The 3,406-nt window shown below is 66.1% G+C and carries 3 protein-coding genes; all 3 read right to left on the minus strand.

The window, feature by feature from the left end; all coding sequences use genetic code 11:
* Window positions 1-51: 51 nt before the first annotated feature.
* The 3 genes from AWC25_RS08660 to AWC25_RS08670 are packed head-to-tail and all read right to left on the minus strand — an operon-like array spanning window position 52 to window position 3,306.
* Entirely contained in the window at window positions 52-351 is a 300-nt protein-coding gene (locus tag AWC25_RS08660; protein ID WP_069403131.1) for a DUF6262 family protein, read from the minus strand.
* Window positions 348-2,261, minus strand: coding sequence for a tyrosine-type recombinase/integrase (locus AWC25_RS08665; protein ID WP_085166639.1), 1,914 nt, complete (start codon window positions 2,259-2,261; stop codon window positions 348-350). Before AWC25_RS08665 ends, AWC25_RS08660 begins: the two co-directional genes overlap by 4 nt.
* The gene (locus AWC25_RS08670; protein WP_084229626.1) at window positions 2,227-3,306 is read right to left on the minus strand and encodes a tyrosine-type recombinase/integrase; all 1,080 of its coding nucleotides are present in this window, start codon (window positions 3,304-3,306) and stop codon (window positions 2,227-2,229) included. The genes AWC25_RS08665 and AWC25_RS08670 overlap by 35 nt, the downstream gene beginning before the upstream one ends.
* Window positions 3,307-3,406 lie beyond the last annotated feature (100 nt).

Raw genomic sequence — 3,406 nt, forward strand, 5'->3', positions numbered from 1 at the left:
GGTTATCCGGCTAACCTTGGCCAGGTTTCGGCTGTTGAGGGTGGTGGTTCGCTAGTTTTTTGACTTGCGGAGGCGGCGGAGTTCTTCTTCGTGGCGGCGCACGGTGGTAGCGAGGGCGTCCACCGCGATGCGCAGGTGGGCTATTTCGGTGGTGAGTCCGGACAGGGTGTGGGCTTCCTTGCCGCGGGCGCGGTGTTCTTCGATGATTCTGCGTAGGTCGGAGTTGCGGTAGAGGGTGGCTCGGCCGAGTCCGGTGCGGGCCGCGATGTCATCGAAGGTCACTTGTTGTCCGGCGAGAATGATTGCGGCGCAGGCATCTTCGACCTGGTGTCGGCGCTGTTGGGGTGTCATCCGGTCTGTGTCTGACTGATGTGGGCGTCGAGGCGTGCGATGAGGCGGCGGTGGCGTTCGGCTTCACCGGTCCAGCCGCGGGCTTCGGCGTCACGAGCCAGGGTTTCGGTGTCGGCACGCTGAGCAGCCAGCACGGGCAGGTAGCCGGTATCAGTGCGGAAGTTGGGGCAGTGTTCACAGATATTGGCGTAGGCGCACGGGCCTTGGACCTGGGCGCGGATGCAGAAGCCACCGGCGAGGCGGGCCTTGACCGCCGGGGCATCCTTCCAGTCGCCGTCGACGATCGGCAGTGAGACGCGGCCCTGGGGCGGTTCGGTGGGCAGGGTTCCCAGGTGGGCTTTCGCGGCGGCCAGGGCTCGTTCGTATTCGGTGCGCACGGTCGAGTCGAACAACCGTCCGTAACGCAGACTCATCTCGGCCGAGACATGGCCGAGCAGGGCCATCAGGCTTTGCAGGCTGACGCCGGCGTTGACCAGTGCGGTGGCGTAGGTGTGGCGCAGTTGGTGCGGGGTGATGTGCGGCAGGGCGGCAGCGGAAGTCACGCGGGTCAGTACGTCGCGTAGGTGGTCGACGGTCAGGCGCCGACCGTGGTGGGTGAGCAGGTAGTCGGTGGGTCGAGCGGTGCGCGGGTGGGGCAACGGCCGTCCGGACGATCGGTGGGCGACGATGCGGTCGATGAGCGCGACGGTTTCCTCGTCGAGAGGCACCATGCGTTCGGTGTTCAGCTTGCCCAGCGGAACCTTGAGCCATGCGCCTTGGCCGGGGATCTCGTGCACGCTGTCCAGTTCGAGGTCGACGAGCTCGCCGATGCGCAAACCGGTCGCTCGTTGCAGCAGCAACGCATCAGCGGGCAACCGCTCGGGCCAGGCCTGCAGTGCTTGGGTCAGGCGCCGATCCAGGTCCGGGGTGAGGTAGCGGGGCAAGGCCCGGGGCAGCTTGGGGATATCGGAGCGAAACACCAGGCGCCGCTGTGGTGCATCGGGCCAGCCCCATTCGGCGATGTCGTTGAGCAGGCAGTGCACTGCCAGGACCCGGCCGCGACGCTCCGAGGCCTGGATCGGTGCGCCGGTGCGCGAGTTGGCCGCCTCGGCAGTCGCGGTCAGGTAGGTCTCGATGTGGCGGCGCCGGTCCAGGCCCGCCAGGCTCGATAGCGCCGGATCGACCGCGGCCAGATGCGCGGCGAAGTGGTTGAGCCTGGTCGCGGTGCCGGTGACCGTGCCGCGGCTATGTGTGGCGGTCAACCGATCGAGGTAGGCCACAAACGAGCTCCGCAGTGCCGGAGTAGCGTCGCGCATCCGTTGGGTAAAGCTCTGCCGCAGCAGGCTGGTCGCGTTGACCGGCTGCTCGGTGAACACACCGAGATGGAACATCACCTGGCGGGCGGTGTGGGTGGCACTGCTGTAATGACGACTGGGTTTGCCTGCGCCGTGTCGCGCTGCGCTTGCGTGCAGTAGGTCGTCGAAGTCGTTGTCGGTCAACGCATCCAGCCGTTGGCCGGTCTGGATGAGGAGCCGGCCGATCACCTGCGATGCCGCCGCGCTGCGGGTGCGTTCGGTGAAGCCGAGTTCTTGCGCGGCGCCCAGGAACCGGGCAAGGTCTTCAGCTAACGGCCCCAGTGGCAGATGCCGCCAGAACACGGCCAGTTTGCGGCGGATCAGGTAGTCGTAGCCGGGCCGCAGATAGCCGGCCAACATCAGAAACGTCACGAACGAGCGGGTGGGATGAGACACCGTCAACCGCGCCTCGAGCGGCTCACCGGCCCATCGCTGCGGATCGGGCCAGCGCCGCAGGAACGTTCGCGCGGCCGAGCCAAGGTTCACACTGATCAAACCCAGCCGGCCGCAGTGTTCGTCGTATGCGGCGAGCAGGTCGACCTCAGGAACGGGCGCGTAGGCGCGCACGGGCGGCATCGAACTCCTCACGCAGAAACGTTGGGGCCAAATGGATGTAGGCGGCAGCGGAATCGACGTGGTCGTGACCCATCAGGGCTTGGATCACCGACAGGTCGACCCCCGCCTCGGCCAGTGCGGTGCCAAACGAATGCCGTAACGCGTGTGGATGCCCGGCCGTGACACCGGAGCGCTCGCGGTGATACCGGAATACGGTGCGCAGCCCCGCCGGGGTCAACGGCTGCCCCCGATGGGCGCCTTTAGCGACGACGAACAGTGCATCAGCGTCGGTTTCGGGGCGTTCGGCCAGCAGATAGGTTTGGATCGCGCCGGCAACGTCGGTATCGATCGGCACCGAGCGTTCCTTGCCGCCCTTACCGAACACCCGAACCCAGCGGCGGGCGATATCCACGTCGGCGACCCGCAGCGAAAGTACTTCCGCCGACCGCAGACCCGACAACAGCATCAACCCGCCGATCGCGCGGTCACGCCAGCTATGGAAGCTGCCCAGCAGCGCCGCAGACTCCTCCCGCGACAAGCCGCGCGGCAACCGGCGCGGCTCACGGACCCGCAACTGCGACCGCGACTTTGGCTTCGCCGTGTGCGCCAACAGCCCGGAACGCTCACTGCGCGAACGTAATCGGGCCGCCCGACCGCCACGTACTGGGCTACGCGCATCCGGGTCACGCATCTCCCGAAACGCAAACAAGCTCGAAATCGCCGCCAGCCGCCGATTGATCGTCGCCGGCGCATACCCCTGATTACGGCCATCACGGATCGAATACACGTTGCCGCCCGGCCGACCCGGCAACGTCGCCTCCCGACACGCCGTCAAGAACCGCAGCAGCACATCAACATCCACCTCCGCCAGACCCAACTGCTCGCCAGTCAGCCACCGCGCGAACGCCAGCAGGTCATAGGCGTAAGCACGGCAGGTTCGAGGCGAGAAATTGCGGTCAGACAGATACCCCAAGAACTCGTTCACCAAATCGAACTTCTCTGCGGCCGTTCCGCGCAACTGCCAGACGCCGTCATCGTCCACAACCGCAGACAGTTCCTTCGCCATGAGATGTACATATCTCATCTCGCACCACCACGGGTCAAGAACCGCAGAACAACGGCGTGTCGCACACAATCAAATATTCTGATTAGCCGGTTAAGAGAGG

It is taken from the genome of Mycobacterium sherrisii (assembly GCF_002102355.1).
In the GTDB taxonomy this organism is placed as follows: Bacteria; Actinomycetota; Actinomycetes; order Mycobacteriales; family Mycobacteriaceae; genus Mycobacterium; species Mycobacterium sherrisii.